The sequence below is a fragment of the Nonomuraea sp. NPDC003560 genome (assembly GCF_042878785.1).
Lineage (GTDB): Bacteria > Actinomycetota > Actinomycetes > Streptosporangiales > Streptosporangiaceae > Nonomuraea.
The window spans coordinates 1,076,062-1,090,867 of record NZ_JBIAOF010000002.1 but is presented as its reverse complement, the minus strand read 5'-3'; the positions used below and the strand labels follow the sequence as shown (position 1 = coordinate 1,090,867).

9 protein-coding genes are annotated in these 14,806 nt (G+C 73.0%); 3 read left to right on the top strand and 6 right to left on the bottom strand.

Translation table 11 applies throughout. The features are described 5' to 3' along the window. Nucleotides 1–68 precede the first annotated feature (68 nt). On the top strand, nt 69–3,911 hold the full coding sequence (locus ACFYUV_RS10450) for a S8 family serine peptidase (protein WP_387667248.1): 3,843 nt from the start codon (nt 69–71) through the stop codon (nt 3,909–3,911). Nucleotides 3,912–4,119: 208 nt separating this feature from the next. On the opposite strand, the gene ACFYUV_RS10445 is transcribed toward ACFYUV_RS10450, so the two are convergent. Both ACFYUV_RS10445 and ACFYUV_RS10440 read right to left on the bottom strand, forming a co-directional pair. Beyond that, nucleotides 4,120–4,404 carry a hypothetical protein gene (locus ACFYUV_RS10445; protein ID WP_387667245.1) on the bottom strand — a complete coding sequence of 95 codons (285 nt, stop codon included), beginning with the start codon at nt 4,402–4,404 and terminating at the stop codon, nt 4,120–4,122. Then, complete coding sequence (locus tag ACFYUV_RS10440) at nt 4,401–5,027, bottom strand: TetR family transcriptional regulator (RefSeq protein ID WP_387667242.1); 627 nt, start codon at nt 5,025–5,027, stop codon at nt 4,401–4,403. Before ACFYUV_RS10440 ends, ACFYUV_RS10445 begins: the two co-directional genes overlap by 4 nt. A gap of 121 nt (nt 5,028–5,148) precedes the next feature. Here ACFYUV_RS10440 and ACFYUV_RS10435 point away from each other — a divergent pair, with 121 nt between their 5' ends. Both ACFYUV_RS10435 and ACFYUV_RS10430 read left to right on the top strand, forming a co-directional pair. Then, nucleotides 5,149–6,060, top strand: coding sequence for an SDR family oxidoreductase (locus tag ACFYUV_RS10435; protein WP_387667240.1), 912 nt, complete (start codon nt 5,149–5,151; stop codon nt 6,058–6,060). Nucleotides 6,061–6,397: 337 nt separating this feature from the next. Beyond that, nucleotides 6,398–6,988, top strand: coding sequence for a hypothetical protein (locus ACFYUV_RS10430; RefSeq protein WP_387667237.1), 591 nt, complete (start codon nt 6,398–6,400; stop codon nt 6,986–6,988). A gap of 512 nt (nt 6,989–7,500) precedes the next feature. On the opposite strand, the gene ACFYUV_RS10425 is transcribed toward ACFYUV_RS10430, so the two are convergent. From ACFYUV_RS10425 to ACFYUV_RS10410, 4 genes are all read right to left on the bottom strand, one after another. Further along, on the bottom strand, nt 7,501–9,408 hold the full coding sequence (locus tag ACFYUV_RS10425) for a DUF2264 domain-containing protein (protein WP_387667235.1): 1,908 nt from the start codon (nt 9,406–9,408) through the stop codon (nt 7,501–7,503). 3 nt (nt 9,409–9,411) lie between these two features. Beyond that, nucleotides 9,412–11,769, bottom strand: coding sequence for a polysaccharide lyase 8 family protein (locus ACFYUV_RS10420; RefSeq protein WP_387667233.1), 2,358 nt, complete (start codon nt 11,767–11,769; stop codon nt 9,412–9,414). Further along, a complete protein-coding gene (locus ACFYUV_RS10415; protein ID WP_387667230.1) occupies nt 11,766–13,151 on the bottom strand; it encodes a M60 family metallopeptidase in 1,386 nt (461 codons plus the stop codon). The genes ACFYUV_RS10420 and ACFYUV_RS10415 overlap by 4 nt, the downstream gene beginning before the upstream one ends. Nucleotides 13,152–13,426: 275 nt before the next feature. Further along, complete coding sequence (locus ACFYUV_RS10410) at nt 13,427–14,746, bottom strand: M60 family metallopeptidase (protein WP_387667227.1); 1,320 nt, start codon at nt 14,744–14,746, stop codon at nt 13,427–13,429. Between the last annotated feature and the right edge of the window lie 60 nt (nt 14,747–14,806).

Genomic DNA, 14,806 nt, shown 5'->3' with positions numbered 1-14,806 from the left:
GAGGCCGAACCCGAGGCCGAACTCGAAGAGGGCTGGGTCGACGCATGAGGAGAGAGGCAGAACCCCCGATGCCAACCACCAGGAGGCGGCCGTGGCCGCGCGTGTCAGCGGGCGCGGCCGTAGCGGCACTGGCCGCGGGCCTGCTCACCCCGGCGACGGCCCTCGCCGCGCCTGATGAGGGCGGCCCAGGCGTCGGCACGCTCCCCGGCGCCGCGGGCGGCGAATGGAACCTCACCCTGATCACCGGCGACACCGTCCGCCTCACCAGGGACGGCGACGGACGCTACACCGCGACCCCCGAGGCCGTCCGCCGCCCCGACGGTCACACCCCGTTGTTCCGCAGCGAGGCCGGCCCGGAGGGGATCTTCGTGATCCCGGACGACGCCCAGCCCGCCCTCGACGCGGGCGTCCTGGACCTCAAACTGTTCGACGTCCGCTACCTGGCCGAGAACGGCTACGCCGACGGCACGGCCGACCGCCTGCCGCTGATCGTCCAGTACCAGGGCGCCCAGAAGAGCACCGCCCGCGCCCTGCCCGACAGCACCGCCACCCGGTCGCTGCCGAGCATCCACGGCGCCGCGCTCACGGTCGACAAGGCGAAGGCGGACGACTTCTGGGCCACCCTGCGCGACTCGGCCAGTGGCAGGACGAAGCTGGCCGGCGGCGTCGGCAAGGTCTGGCTGGACGCCAAGGTCAAGGCGGACCTGGCCGAGAGCGTGCCGCTGATCGGCGCCCCCGAGGCGTGGCAGGCCGGCTTCGACGGCTCGGGCACGACGGTCGCCGTGCTGGACACCGGCGTCGACGCCAGCCACCCCGACCTGGCCGGCCGGATCGCCGACAGCCGCAGCTTCGTCGAGGGCCAGGAGGTGACCGACCACCACGGCCACGGCACCCACGTCGCCGCGACCGTGGGGGGCTCGGGCGCGGGCTCGGACGGCACGCGCAAGGGCGTCGCCCCCGGCGCCCGGCTCGTCATCGGCAAGGTGCTGGGCGACTCGGGCTCGGGCGACACCTCCGACATCATCGCCGGCATGGAGTGGGCCGCCACCGAGAAGAAGGCGAAGATCGTCTCGATGAGCCTCGGCGGCAACCCCACCGACGGCACCGACCCGCTGTCCCAGTCCGTCAACGACCTGAGCGCCTCGACGGGCGCGCTGTTCGTGGTCGCCGCGGGCAACGACGGCCCCGGCAAGGAGACGATCGGCGCGCCCGGCGCCGCCGCGTCCGCGCTGACGGTCGCCGCCACCGACAAGTCCGACCGGCTCGCGAGCTTCTCCAGCCGCGGGCCGAGGGCCGTGGACGGCGCGCTCAAGCCGGACATCGCCGCCCCGGGCGTGGGCATCGTCGCCGCCCGCGCCGCCGGGACCTCGCTGGGCACCCCGGTCGACGCCCTCTACACCAGCCTGAACGGCACCTCGATGGCGACCCCGCACGTCGCGGGCGCGGCCGCGCTGCTGGCCCAGGAACATCCGTCCTGGGACGGCCGGCGGCTCAAGGCGGCGCTGATGTCGACCGCCAAGGACGCCGGATACTCCGCCTACGAGCAGGGCGCCGGCCGCGTCGACGTGGCCAGGGCCGTCTCCCAGACCGTCGTCTCCACCACGCCGAACCTGGACTACGGCGTCATCCCCGTAGACGTGAACGACACCGTGGACAAGACCGTCACCTACGCCAACGACGGCGCCGCCGAGGTGACGCTGACCCTCGCCGCCGCACTGGGCGAGGCCAAGGACGCGCTGACGTTCAGCGCCCCGTCGGTCACCGTCCCGGCGGGCGGCACCGCGTCCGTCACCGTCACCCTGCGCCCGGACGGCCTGCCCAAGGGCGGCCACACCGGCGCCGTGGTCGCCACGGGCCCGTCCGGTACGCACGTCACGACCCCGGTCGGGCTGCGCCGAGGGCCCAAGAAGGTGCCGCTGACCGTGCACCTCATCGACAGGTACGGCAACCCGCCCTCGCCGATGGTGACCTGGGTGGCCGCGAGCGCGGTCGACGTCCCCGACACCTACGGCGTCAGCTCGGGCGAGTTCGTCAGCGACGGCGTCTACCGCTACATGGTCGAGCCGGGCACCTACAGCGTCCAGGCCGGCGTCCAGCACAACACGACCGACAGCGGGCCTCCCCCCGTCGCCCAGCTGTACGACCCCGAGGTGGTCGTGCCGGAGGGGGGAGCCGAGATCACCCTCGACGCCCGCGAAGCCGTGCTGCTGCGCGTCAGGACGCCCAAGCCGATCGACTGGCGGCACGCCAGAGGCACCATCTCCTTCCTGCGCACAGCCTGGGACGGCACCTCGCTGTCGTCCGGGAGCATGGGCGCCCTGGGCATGAACGACTGGTACATCAGCCCCACCAAGAAGGTCACCAAGGGGAAGCTGCTGTTCTCGATGCAGGCCACGGCCGCCAACCCGCAACTGGCCGTGCGCGCCGTGTCCCCGCGGAAGTACGCGATCGACGCCAGAACCTATGAGTACTTCGACCGTGGGCTGAGCCTCGACCTCGGCTGGGACATCCCGTTCCCGGCCGGCACCCGCCGCTACGACCTCGCGTACGTCGGCGGCGGCGCGAACCCGCAGGGCGACCTGCGCGGCAAGCTCGCGCTGATGACGATCGACCCCGATGACACCTGCGTCATCGAACTCGACCGTCTCCGGGCGCTGAAGGCCGCGGGCGCCGCCGGGGTCGTGCTCTTCGCCAACCGCGTGTACCCCGGCTGCTCGATCCCCGCCTGGCCCGGCGGGGACGAAAAGCCGGAACTGCCGGTGGTCCAGATCTTCAAGGCCGTCGGCGACCGGCTCCGCGCCCAGCTCGCGGACGGCCCGGTCACGCTGGAGATCGCCAGCCACCCGATCATCGACTACACCTACCAGCTCCTGGAGTACGCGGACGGCAGGGTCCCCGACCCCGACTACCGCTTCACCGACAGCCGCCTGCGGGCCGTGGACACCGCGTACCACACGCCGATGAGCCTCGACAACCAGATGGAGATCTGGCACAGCCGCAAGCCGCTGGAGCGGGTCACGTTCTCGACGGCCTTCCACTTCGCCGCCCCCTCCAGGCGGATCGAGTACTTCAGCCTGTCCGGCGCGGACACGCTGCGCGAGGGAACCGTCAGCGGCACCGGCACGAAGACCTGGGGACTGGCGACGACGATCGAGAAGCCCGGCAGGGAGACCAGGCGCTGGGGCACCGGCCCGGCCACCCCGGGCGGCATGGTGATCCCGGAGGTCCCCGGCGTCGAGCAGAAGGTCTTGTGCGCGATGTGCCGGCGCGGCGACACGTTCCTGCCCGCCTACACCTTCGTGACCGGCGACGGGCGGCTGGCCATGACCGGCGGCAGCGTCAACACCGACGCGAAGCTGTTCAGGGACGGCAAGGAGGTCCCGCGCGTCGCCGGAGCCGCGTTCCCGATGTTCACGTTGCCCAAGGAGGAGGGCGTCTACCGGCTCGAACAGAGCGGCTCGGGCTCCGTCAACGCCTGGACCTTCCACTCCAGGGCCCGCGACGAGGACACCGTCCCGCCCACGACCGCCTGCCACCCGACCATGGGCTCGTCCGGTTCGTGCAACCCGCAGCCGCTGGTGTTCGTCGGCTACGACCTGCGTGACACCCAGGCCCTGGACACCTCCGTACGGGCCGGTGGCCGGCACACGTTCCAGATCGACGTGACCCACTCCCCGTCGGCCGAGCGGATGCCGTCCGTCGCGGGGCTGAAGCTGGCCTACAGCACCGACGACGGCCAGACCTGGAAGGACGCCAAGGTCCGCCGGGTACGTTCCGGCGTCTACACCACCACACTCACCTACCCCGCCCTCGCGGATACGAAGGGCGCCGTAACCCTCAAGGCCGAAGCCTGGGACACCGAAGGCAACAAGGTCGAACAGACCACCACCCGCGCCTTCCCCCTGCGCTGACACCTGGACCCGAATCCGTGCCCGCCACCCACCCAGGGCGGCGGGCACCCGCCTGACCGCAGCCGATACGGGTCGTTACTCTTCGCGGCAGACAGTAGTCATACGCCGCTTGACCAGCACGGATGGAAATATCGGCGGGCGGCGATTCTGAGCTGTTCCTGGCGCAAGCCTGGCGCCGAGGACGATCGGGCGAGGTCAGGCCGGGCGCTCATGCCCGAAGGTCGAGCGTTGACCGTGTCCAGAGGGTGAGATCGCTGCTGGTGGCAACATAGATGTCGCCGCCCGCGGAGAGCAGGACGCGGGCGTTCGGCCATTCGGGGCTGACGACGTCGAGGCACCAACCGTCCGGGGTGGTGCTGTGCAGGCCGCCGCCGAAGAGGCCGGCAATGCGCACCCGGCTGCCCGCGACAGGCCCGAGACCGGGGCAGGTGAGGTCCGGGGAGGCGTCAGGGGTGCTGTTGTCGGGGTCGGGATCACGGTCCCGCGAGATCACCGCAGGCGCGCTTCAGGCGTTGGGGGTGCCTTGGTGGAGGGTGCCGGTGGCCGGTCGGCCAGGGTGGTCCGGCAGAGGGCGCGCAGGTCGCTGAAGGCTTGCAGGAGGTGCGCGTCCAGGCTCTGCGAGGAATCGTCGATCCATGCCTGGGCCGCTTGGTGGAAGGTGGCCCACCCGATCTGAGCGGCCAGGCGGGCCGACCGGTCGGCGACACCGCGCTGCCGCAGCGCTTCGGCCACGGCTTCGGCGATCGACGCGGCCTTGGCCAGGTCCCGCTCGCGCAGTGCCGGCGTCGCCGCGATGACCTGCAGGCGTGGTTCGGCGAAGGGGCGGTTGTCCTCAAGGAGGTGCTCGACCTTGCGGAAGGCGTGGAGCAGCAGGTCGAGCGGCTGGAGACCGTCGGGCGCCTCCGCCACCGCCTGCACCAGGGACGCGCGCAGGTCGGCTTCGCCGTCGAAGAGCACCTCGCGTTTGTCGGGGAAGTGCCGGAAGAACGTGCGTTCGTTGAGGCCGGCCCGGGCGGCGATCTCGGCCGTGGTGGTCCGGTCGAACCCGCGTTCCCGGTACAGCTCCAGAGCCGCCTGCTGCAGGCGGCGGCGCGCTTCTGCTCCGCTGCGTGGCACGCTCCGCAGGATACCGCATACGTCAGTGACTGACGCTACTTGACGCCAGTCACTGGCGCTACCTACAGTCAGCGGCTGGCGCTACGTAGTGCCAGTAACTGGCGTTAAGGGAGAGGGTCTCATGCATGTCTTCGTCACCGGCGGTTCCGGCCAGACCGGCCCCGCCGTCGTCACCGAGCTCATCGCGGCCGGTCACACCGTCACCGCTCTGGCGCGCTCGGACGCCGCGGCCGCCCGGCTGGCCTCGCTCGGGGCCACCCCCCACCGCGGCTCCCTGGACGACCTCGACAGCCTGCGCAGCGGCGCCGAGGCCGCCGACGGAGTCCTGCACCTGGCCTACGGCGGCGACTTCTCCGATCTCGACGACATGATGAGGCGCGACCGGACGGCGATCGAGACGCTCGGCCGGCCGCTGGAACACTCGGGCAAGCCGCTCGTCGTCACCTCGGGCACCCTGGTCATGCCCGCCGGCCGGGAGAGCACCGAGCAGGACGAGCCCGACGCCGCCGGGATCGCCGCCTTCCGCCTCGCTGGGGAGCGCGCCTGCCTGGACTTCGCCACCAGGCAAGTACGCGCCGCCGTGGTGCGCCTGGCTCCCACCGTCCACGGTCCCGAAGATCATGGTTTCATCCCCATGCTCATCGCCACCGCGCGGAAGACCGGCGTATCCGCCTACGTGGGAGACGGCACCAACCGGTGGCCCGCGGTGCACCGGCTCGACGCGGCGGTCCTGTTCCGCCTGGCGGTGGAGCAGGCGCCCGCGGGCAGCGTGCTGCACGGGGTGGCCGAAAGCGGCGTCACCTTGCGGAGCATCGCCGAGGTGATCGCCCGGGGCCTGGGGGTGCCTGCGGTCTCGCTGACGCCCGCCGAGGCCGCCACGCACTTCGTCAGCCCGTTCATGGCCCTCGCGTACGGGTTCGACGGGCCTGTCTCCAGTTTCCGCACGCAGGCGCTGCTCGGCTGGTCGCCCGTAAACCCGACCCTGCTCGAAGACCTGGAGCACGGCGACTACCTGAGGTCCCCGCAACACTGAGGAGATCGCTGCGGCACGGCACCCGCTGGAACGGCGCCCGCACGGTGTCATGGTCGCGTCACGAAACGGGCCGGCAGGTCAGGGCGTCGGGCCGGGCCTCGCGGCGGGGCCGTGCACGGTCCTCCCGGTCATCACCCAGGGCGCCAAGAAGGGGTGCCGTCAACCCATGCGCCGCCAGCCGCCAAGCAGGCGCGGCACTGGCGGAGTCACTGACCTGGGAGAACCCCGTTGTGCGTGTCTGGATTCGCGCAAGGCTCTGACGCTGGGGGCTTCTTGCCTGCTTGCCCTCTACGAGATTGGGTTCACACGGGATGGACCTGCCTCTACTGTGAACGAGGTGGGCGAGGATGTGAACGAGGCGCTTGGTGTGTTGGCGCTCCTCGGGGGTGTGCTGCTGCTTGTCCTGCTGGTGTCCGGTGGCTCCGAAGCCAAGCCGGCCGACGACGAAGTCGACCCGGCCGTGCAGCGGCGGCGGTGGGAAGTGCGGGTCCAGGGGGCACGCCGCCTCCTGGAGGTCTGCCTCACCAACGCCGCCCATGGGGAGAAGCACTACCAGGAGGCTGAGAGGCGCCTTGCCACTCCCGGTTCGGAGAGCCTCGCGGCCATGGAGATCGAAAAGGCCTGCATCTACAGGCACTGGCGGGCGCTGCTGCACCTGGCGGTGATCCGCGCCATGGAGATGAAGCCCAAAGAGGCGATATATGCGTTCGACAAGGCCGTCCTGATGGTGAACCCCGCGGGGATCGAGCCCGACGACTTCCGGCCCAAGATGGTGGGGATGGCTCTGGTCTGGCTGGAGGTCCGCCCGGGGCTGGCCAAGGTGTGGGAGGACTCTGTAGGCCGGAGACATCCTGGCCTGTCCGGCTCGCAGCTGCGCGCCAAAGCCGTCGAAGAGATCATCGAGACGGTCCCGCCCTTGAAACCATGACGCCCTCGCAGGGCCGCCCGCAGGCCGGGCGGGTTCTTGCCGCTGCCCGGCGCCGCTCACTACGCCGCATCCAAGGCCGTCCTCGAACAACTCACCCGCAGCTGGGGCGCTGGAACTGGCCGGCGACGGCATCCGCGTCAACGCCCCGGCCCCACCGAAAGCCAGGCTCTGACGCCGCCGGCCTGCCCGACACCGTCATCAAGAACCGCCGCGTCGGCGATGCGCCTGCTCACCCTCGAAAGGACCAGCCCCGCTGGTGCTTCCGAGGGCGCAGCCGTCACCAACAGCAACCACGCAAGCACCTCGGCGCAACCATCGTGCCTGCCGGCAAGCACCTCAGCCCGAGCTCTGCATGATCACGCAGCCATGCGAAACCAGGTCTGTCCCCACATGTGTCCCCCAGGAGAACGCGGAAAGGCCGCGCCGACCGTGTTCAGGAGGTTCTGGATCTCCGAGCCGCTGACGTGGCCGGGTGACGCGGTGAGGGCGTCGCCGGCCACCGGGGCCTGCGATCATGAAGCACTGCGGTCCGGGTCAGGAGACCGTGTCAAGGTCGTGGACGTGCCGTCGGGGAAGCCGATGACGACCTCGCGGGCGGAGACGTCCACGGTGATCGCGTCGCGGAGGGCGGCCGGGTGCACGGCGTCGCCGGAGAGCACGACCAGAGAGACGTGCAGGCCGGGCTCGTCGGCGTGCAGGCACGGGACGGCAGAGTGCGGGCCGAACGCGTTGGACTCGACCTCGCGCTCGACGCTCGCCCGCCGCCAGCCGTACAGGGCGACGATCGCGGAGGTGAGGCCGTCCGCGCGGCGCGCCATCGCCCATCCGCGCCCGGTCGCCACGGTCGGCGGCACGTCCCCGGCCACGGCGAACCCACCTTCACGCACGCAGCCCTCCCTGCTGCCCTCGCCGCCGCCCTCACCGCCGCCCTCACCGCTGCCCTCGCCATCGGCGATCTCGTGGACGCGGAGCTCCCAGGGGCCGCGGACGACCGAGGTGCTGGTGACGAGCGCGCCGCCCGCGGTCCGATGGGAGGAGGAGGCGGTGGCGTCCGCGCACGTCAGCGGCGTGATCGCGGTACGGCGCGAGGGGATGCCGCCGGGCCCGACCAGCGCGAGGTGGTTGTCGAGATCGCGAGCCCAGGCGTGCTCGGCCGCCTCGGGGGCGGTGCGGGTGGAGTAGGCGAGCTTGGCGTAGTGCGGGTCGTCGGGCGGCGCGCCGTGGTCGCTGCCGTGGTTGAGCAGGCGGACGATCCCGTCGTGCCGGGTGCCGTGCAGGAGCAGCCCGGCGGCGGGGACGGCCGCGACGACGTCGTGCTCGTCGATGGGCAGCGGCTGCTCGCGCTCGGTCCACACCGGGTGGTCCGGCGGCAGCAGCAGCCCGAGGAACCCCTTCGACGCCCAGTACGGCGACGCGGGCCCCGAATACGCCTGCGTCACCGGCAGGAACGGCTCGTACCAGCCGAGGGAGAGCAGCCCGTCGGGGCCCGGCACGCCGCGCTCGGCGAAGTGGCGCGCCACGGAGGAGGCGAGCTTCCTGGTCTGGCCCGGCGCGAGCGGGGTGGCGCCGGCGAGCGCGCCCAGCCAGACGGGCGCGAGGGCGGCGAAGCGGTAGGCGAGCGAGCGGCCGTGATGGACGGGCGCGCCGTCCGCACCGAAGAAATGCTGATATGTCGTGAGGAATTCGTGCAGGCGGCTTGTGTACACGCCGGCCCGCTCCGCGTCGCCCGACATGCGGGTCCACAGCAGCGGGTACAGGTGCAGCGCCCAGCCGCAGTAGTAGTCGAAGTTGCGCGAGCCGCCGTCGGTGTACCAGCCGTCGCCGGCGTACCAGTCCTCGATGCGGTCCAGGCCGCGGTCGATCTCCCGCTGCTCGTACGGCCCGCCCACCGACTTCAGGAACTCCTCCGTCACCGTCTGGAACAACATCCAGTTGTTGTCCCAGGTGCGCTTGCCGACGAAGCCGCCGAGCCAGTGGGCGACCCGGTCCCGTACGCCGTCGTCGAGCCGGTCCCACAGCCACGGCCGGGTCTCGTGCAGCGCGACCGCGATCGAGGCGGCCTCCACCATCTGCTGCGAGCAGTCGGTCAGCTCGGGCCACGCCTCGCCGCTGCCGGGGTCGGTGCCCGCCGCGAGGCCCCTGGCGTACCGCTCGGCGAGGTCGGGGACGTCGCCCGCCGCGCCCGCGAGGCGGAACGCGGCGAGCAGGAACGTGCGCGCGAACCCCTCCAGCCCGTCGAGCGCCACGCCCGACCAGCTCGCCCGGCCCGGCAGCCGGATCTGCGCGAAACCGGGCGAGGCGTGCGGCGTCACCGCCCCGAGCAGCCGGTCGGCGAGAGCTTCCCAGTGCGCGCGGGTCCAGCCGGTGCGCGAGGAGAGCACGCGGTCGGTCGGCGGCAGCGACAGGTACGGAGGGATCAACGTTCAGCCTTTCTTGCCGACGGCGAGGACGGCGGTGTGGGACCGGCCTCGGGAGCCGGCCAGATCGACGGTGACGGAGGGCCGCTCGCCCGTCGTGACCGAGACGGTGTCGTCGGCCCTGACCAGGGCGTGCGCGGGATGGGGAAGCACGAGCGTCACCGCCGCCACCGTACGCCCCGGGTCGGAGACCGCCACGGTCGTCCGTCCCGCCGCCCGCCGGACCAGGACCGCGCAGGGAGCCGAGGCCGACACCCCACCCGCCCTCCCCGCCGCCCAGAACGTGGCCGCGAACAGCTCGCCGCCGCCCGCCGAGCGCCCGTGCGCGCGCACCGCCTGCACGGTCGGGGTGTTGGCCAGGATCTCGGCACGGTCGAAGTCGCGCGTCCGGTCGGGCGTGGCCCCCGGGAGCATGACCCAGGCGTAGTCCGCGCCGGACGGGCTGATCCCGTGGTCGAGCCAGAGGGTGGTGTAGTCGCAGGTCGCGGTGGCGTCCGTGCCCTGCGTGCTCGCGCCGTCGTTGATCGACCGCCAGGTGTCGGTACGGCGCTCGGTGAGCGAGCGCGGCCGGTGGCCGGACGGGAAGACGTACCCGGCGACGCCTTCGAGGTGCGCCCAGCCGTCGCCGGTGGTGAGCGGGGCGGAGGTGCGCCGGTTCTCCACGACCGTCTCGATCACCCGGCCGTCGGCGCTGGTGATCCCGGCGCCGAGACAGACGACGGCGTCGTCGAGGCACACCCAGGTCTTGCGGGCGGTGAGCGTGGTCCCCACGGCCATCAGGTCGAGCGCGGCGACGCCGTACCCGTCCGCGGTGGCGCCGCCCGCCCAGGCGTTCTTCGGGCGGAACGTGCCGGTGCCGCCGGAGGAGACGGCCGGGTCGCGCGGGCGGGTGTCGACGGTGGTCCCGGCGAGCCGGTGGGAGTCGACCGTGGGCCAGTAGCCGTCGCTGTAGTGGCCGGCGTCGAGGTAGAGGTACGTCGCGCCGTCGCCCTGGTACCAGGCCCGGTAGTTCTCGCCGTTGCCGCACTCGTACAGGGCGATCCGCTTCGACGACAGGCTGATCGCGTACGACCAGCCGGGGCGGCGGTGCACGACGCGGTCCATGTCGGCGAACACGTGGTGGCCGCTCGGCCGGGGCGCGGCGGCGACCGCGTCGTCGGCGAGCACGGCGACGGCCCTCGCGGTGGCCGCGACGTCCGCGCCCTCCAGGAACCGGCCGCGCGCGATCCATCCCTTGGCCAGCTCGCGGAACCGCGCCACGTACGGCTCCCCCGCGCCGGCCGCCAGGCGCAGGATCGCGTCCACGGTGTCGCGGCCCGCGTCGTGGTCCCGGTTGAACTGCCGCGACACCGCCCGCCCGCGCACGCTGTCCATCATCAGCCCGTCGTGGATCCACGGCGCGTACGTGCGCTCCACCGCGTCCAGCACGACCCGCACCGCCGGATCGTCCACCTGCCAGGCGCTTCCGCCGAGCAGGCCGAGGATCGCGCTCACCGACTGGAGCAGGACGACGCCGTACGAGCCGGTGTAGGCCACGACGTCGTGCTGGACGAACGAGCCGTCGGCGTAGTAGCCGTCGCCGGAGGTGACGTAGCCGAACAGGGTGTGCTTGCCGGCGTCGCGCCGGTCGGACAGGCCGTCGCGGGCGAGCGCGATCTTGTCCGAGCTCTCGCCGACGATGCCGCGCAGGGCCACGATGAGCGCCTTGTCGGCCCGGTTCGCGCCGGTCTCGGCGAAGTTCGTGAGGTTCGTCCGGCGGTCGGGGTTCGGGCAGAAGCGGTCCACGGCGCGGATCCAGGCGGCCCGCCGTCCCGCGTCGACGGCGTCGTGCATGAGCACGCAGGTGTCCATCAGCGCGCGCGGGGCGCCGATCTCCCAGTGCCACCAGTTGCCGGTCTCGCGCTTGCCCTCGTTGTAGGCGCGCTCGTAGAGGAGGTCGAGGCCGCCGATGATCTGCGCGGCCAGGGTCTCGTCGGCGTACAGGGCCGAGCCGCGGCTCGCCCAGGCGGTGGCGAGCGCGCGCAGGCGCTGGTGGCTGGTCGCGATGTCGCCGGACACGCCGGTCAGCGGGAGGTCCGGCCACAGGTGCGTACGTCCGGGAGCCAGGTTCATCGACGTCCGGTACGCCGAGGCGGCCGCGTCCAGGCGGGCCAGCGGCGCGGCGAAGGCCGGGTCGCGGGGGTCGAGGTCGCCGCCCGTGATCAGCTCGGCCGCCTTGGCCCGGAGCGCGGCGAAGTCGGCGGGACCCGCTGGTACGTCCGCCCCCGAGGCCGCTGTGCGGCGGATGGTTCCGGCCCGGGCCGGGGTCGCGGTGAGCAGGGGCGCGGCGGCGACGGCGCCGAGGAAGGCGCGGCGGCTGGTCATCGCTCGCTCAGCCGGGTCAGGTCGGCGTCCGGCGCGGGCAGGCCGAGCGCGGCCAGTTCGGCGTACCCGCTCTCCGGGATCGGGAACGCCCACGCGCGCAGGAACCCGGTGAGGTCGCGTCCGGCGACGCGGCTGAAGTACAGGGCCATCAGCGTGAAGCGCCGCGCCGAGTCCCCCGAGGACGACGGCGGCGTCTCCTCCCTGACCAGCCGGTGCACCCTGGGGTAGAAGTCGTCGCCGAACCCGAGTTCGAGCTGCCGGAACGGCACCAGCTTCTCGAACGCCCCGAGCCCGGCGTAGTCGGCGGCCGGCAGCTTGGCGAGCGCCGTCTCGTAGGCGTTGTTGGTCACCAGGTTGGACGGCATGCCGAAGCGCCGCTGCACGGCCAGGCTGTAGATGTTGACCGTGACCTCGGTGAGCTCGCCCGGCCGCCAGGCCATCTGCTGGTGCTGGTGGCCGAGCTCGTGGTAGACGCCCCAGCCGGTGGTCCGCACCTTGTCGGGCAGGAGCAGGCGGGTCGTGGCGTACGCGTCGTAGTAGGCGGTGTAGGCGTGGGTGGCGTACGCGGTGGACTTGGGGCCGTATTCGGGGCGTACGTTGACCAGGTGCCGGCCGAGCGGGGTCGGGGCGTGCAGCGGGGCGGAGCCGTCCAGGCCGGAGATCGCCGCCTCGACGTCCTCGACCTGCTCCAGCAGGGTCATGAGCTGGGCGTGGTCCTGGTCGCGCACCTGGAGGAAGGTCTCGCGCCGGACGGTCACGATCAGCTGCGGCGAGACCAGCTCGACGAAGGGCGCCTGGGTGAACGCGTCCACCTGCGCCTGGAACTCGGCCTCCGTGGTGCCCTCGGGCGCGAACACGGGCGCGGCGAAGGCCGGGCGGCCCTGCCACGCCGCCCGCGTCGCCAGCGCGGGGTCGCCGCAGCCGCTGCTCGGCGCCAGCACGTACGTCGGCGCAGGGACGCCCTCCGGCCCGAACCGCACGACCGCGTTCGCCCTGCGGTCACCGGTGAACGACAGATACACCATGCCGCCGCCCGCGTCGGTGACCGTGTTGACGCCCTCGGTGAGCGGGTGGGCGCGCGGGTACCGGTAGGCGGTGTCGGGGTTGGTGTCGGGGGCGCCGACGTGCAGGGTGGGCCGGGGGCCGTCGGGGGCACGTACCTCCAGGGTGAGGGGGCGTCCGGGCGGCAGGTACAGGCCGGTCGGCACGAACTCGGTCGTACGGTAGACGGTCTGCATGCGCAGCCGTTCCGCCTCCGCCGCCGGCCGCCCCCGCAGCACCACGGCCCTACGCGCCCCGGGCACCGCGACCCGCCGCACCTCGGCGGCCGCGACCCGGGGGACGCCCAGCAACGCCACGCCCCCGGCCGCGGCCAACCCCACGACCACGCCCCTGCGGGAAAGCCCCCCAGCGGGGAACGGGCCGGAAGCCCGCCCGGGGGCCGCCGGGGCAGGACGGGCGGACGTGCCATCGGGGTTCGCCGGGGCGAGGCGAGCGGGCGTCCCATCGAGGGACGCGGCGACGGGACCGGCGCAGGCCCGGTCAAGGGGCGCCGGGGCAGGACGGGCGGAACCCCCGTCGAAGGACGGCGAGGCGGGACGGGCGGAGGTCCCGTCAGGGGGTGTGGGGGTGGGGCGGGCAGAGGGCATGGGGGCTCCTAGTCGGTGAGCGTCGAGGGGTCGGCGGCGGGGGCCGGGAGGCCGAGGGCGGCGACCCGGGCCAGGTACTCGGCGGTCAGCGGCGCGCCCCAGCGGGTCCAGAAGCCCGACAGGTCGGCCCCCGCGATCCGCGAGGTGTAGATCGCGAGGTAGCCCCACCGCTTGGCCGACTCGGTGTAGTCGGAGGCCGGGCGTTCCTCGCGGACCAGCCGGTGCAGGCGCGGGTGGAAGTCCTCGCCGAAGGCCAGTTCGAGCTGCCGGAACGGCACGAGCTTCTCGTACGCCCCCAGCTTCCGGAAGTCGGCCGCGGGCAGCTTGGCCAGCGCGCTCTGGTACGGCGTGAGCCCCGTCCTGGCGTCGGGCCTGGTGAGGTTGGACGGCTGCGCCAGCGTGCGCTGCGCGGCCAGCGCGTAGACGTTGACCGTCACCTCGGTCAGGTCCTCCGGCTTGTAGGCCATCTGCTGGTGCTGGTGCCCGAGCTCGTGGTAGACGCCCCAGCCCCGGGTGCGCAGCCCGTCCACGGCGATGAGCCGGTCGAGGTAGGTGCGCGGGTAGGCGGTCCAGCCGTGGGTGGCGTACGCGCCGGCGCCCGTGGGCATGCGCGGGGCCTCGACGAGGTGGAAGGGCAGCGGGGAACGTTCGGCGGCGGACAGGCCGGAGATCGCGGCGTGCGAGGCGATGATCGTCTCCAGGAGCCGGAGCAGTTCCCCGTGGTCCTGGTCGCGCCAGGCGAGCATGCCGTCGCGGGTGATCGTGACGATGGCGTGCGGCGAGACCAGCTCGGCCTGCGGTGCGGCGGTCAGCGTGTCGAGCTGGGACTGGAACTCGGCCTCGGTGCTCTCCCCCAGCGTGAACGTCGGCACGCGCACCCCGCCCGACAGGAACTTGACCCTGGCGCGCTGCCCGTCGCCGGTCAGCGCCAGGTAGACGAGCCCGCCGCCGGGGTCGGTCACAGTGGTGACGCCCTCGGTGAGCCGGTAGGCGCGTGGGTTCTTGTACGCGACGTCGGCGTGGGTGTCGGGTGCGCCGACGTACAGGGTGGGCAGCACCCCGTCGGGGGCGGTCACCTCGACGGCCATCGGGGTGCCGGCGGGCAGGTGGACGCGGGTGGGGTGGAACTCGGTGGTCCTGAGCGCCTGCTGGAGCCGGAGGCGTTCGCCCTCGGCCGCGGGCCTGGCCCTGAGCGTCACGGTGTGCCGTGCCTCCTGGCCGGCCGTGCGCGCCAGGGCCGGGCGGGAGCCGAGCAGGGCCGCGCCCGTCACCGCTCCGGCCGCGCCGAGGGAGGTGCCGAGAAAGGTTCTGCGTGTGAGGGGGGTCATGGCAGGGATTGTGTAAGCGCTTACTATGCCGGTCAAGGGCTTACTAGATCTTTCTGCGGC